The organism is Streptococcus sp. DD10, assembly GCF_001578805.1.
Taxonomy (GTDB): Bacteria; Bacillota; Bacilli; order Lactobacillales; family Streptococcaceae; genus Streptococcus.
On record NZ_KQ969187.1, the window covers coordinates 1 to 804 of the forward strand.

The following is an 804-nucleotide window of genomic DNA, read 5'->3' on the forward strand; positions in this document are numbered from 1 at the left end:
AAAATCGGGAAGACAGGATTCGAACCTGCGACACCTTGGTCCCAAACCAAGTACTCTACCAAGCTGAGCTACTTCCCGCATTTAAGTTTAAACTTAAATGCACCCTAGAGGAGTCGAACCTCTAACCGCCTGATTCGTAGTCAGGTACTCTATCCAGTTGAGCTAAGGGTGCTATTTTATGCCGAGGACCGGAATCGAACCGGTACGATCGTTACCAATCGCAGGATTTTAAGTCCTGTGCGTCTGCCAGTTCCGCCACCCCGGCTTCTCCAGCCAAGCGAACGACGGGATTCGAACCCGCGACCCCCACCTTGGCAAGGTGGTGTTCTACCACTGAACTACGTTCGCAAACTATATAAAAAAACTATGCCGGCTACATGACTTGAACACGCGACCCTCTGATTACAAATCAGATGCTCTACCAACTGAGCTAAGCCGGCTCATTTATTAAATTCTTAATGCGGGTTAAGGGACTTGAACCCCCACGCCGTTAAGCGCCAGATCCTAAATCTGGTGCGTCTGCCAATTCCGCCAAACCCGCATATATGACCCGTACTGGGCTCGAACCAGTGACCCATTGATTAAAAGTCAATTGCTCTACCAACTGAGCTAACGAGTCTTTTTTTGGAATACTAAATTCCAACGGTCCCGACGGGAATCGAACCCGCGATCTTCGCCGTGACAGGGCGACGTGATAACCGCTACACTACGGGACCTATGGGAGTTAACGGGATCGAACCGCTGACCCTCTGCTTGTAAGGCAGATGCTCTCCCAGCTGAGCTAAACTCCCAAATGCTAAGCGA

Annotated in this window: 9 tRNA genes; all 9 read right to left on the minus strand. The window is 50.4% G+C overall.

Annotated elements, in window-relative coordinates:
• Positions 1 to 4: 4 nt before the first annotated feature.
• Positions 5 to 78 (minus strand) — tRNA-Pro (locus STRDD10_RS09980).
• A 20-nt stretch (positions 79 to 98) separates the two neighbouring features.
• Positions 99 to 172 (minus strand) — tRNA-Arg (locus STRDD10_RS09985).
• A gap of 7 nt (positions 173 to 179) precedes the next feature.
• Positions 180 to 265: transfer RNA gene (locus tag STRDD10_RS09990), tRNA-Leu, on the minus strand.
• An 11-nt stretch (positions 266 to 276) separates the two neighbouring features.
• Positions 277 to 348 (minus strand) — tRNA-Gly (locus tag STRDD10_RS09995).
• A 19-nt stretch (positions 349 to 367) separates the two neighbouring features.
• Positions 368 to 440: transfer RNA gene (locus tag STRDD10_RS10000), tRNA-Thr, on the minus strand.
• Between the two features lie 19 nt (positions 441 to 459).
• Positions 460 to 541, minus strand: a tRNA-Leu gene (locus STRDD10_RS10005).
• A 5-nt stretch (positions 542 to 546) separates the two neighbouring features.
• Positions 547 to 619, minus strand: a tRNA-Lys gene (locus STRDD10_RS10010).
• Positions 620 to 643: 24 nt separating this feature from the next.
• Positions 644 to 716: transfer RNA gene (locus STRDD10_RS10015), tRNA-Asp, on the minus strand.
• Positions 717 to 718: 2 nt separating this feature from the next.
• Positions 719 to 791, minus strand: a tRNA-Val gene (locus STRDD10_RS10020).
• Positions 792 to 804 lie beyond the last annotated feature (13 nt).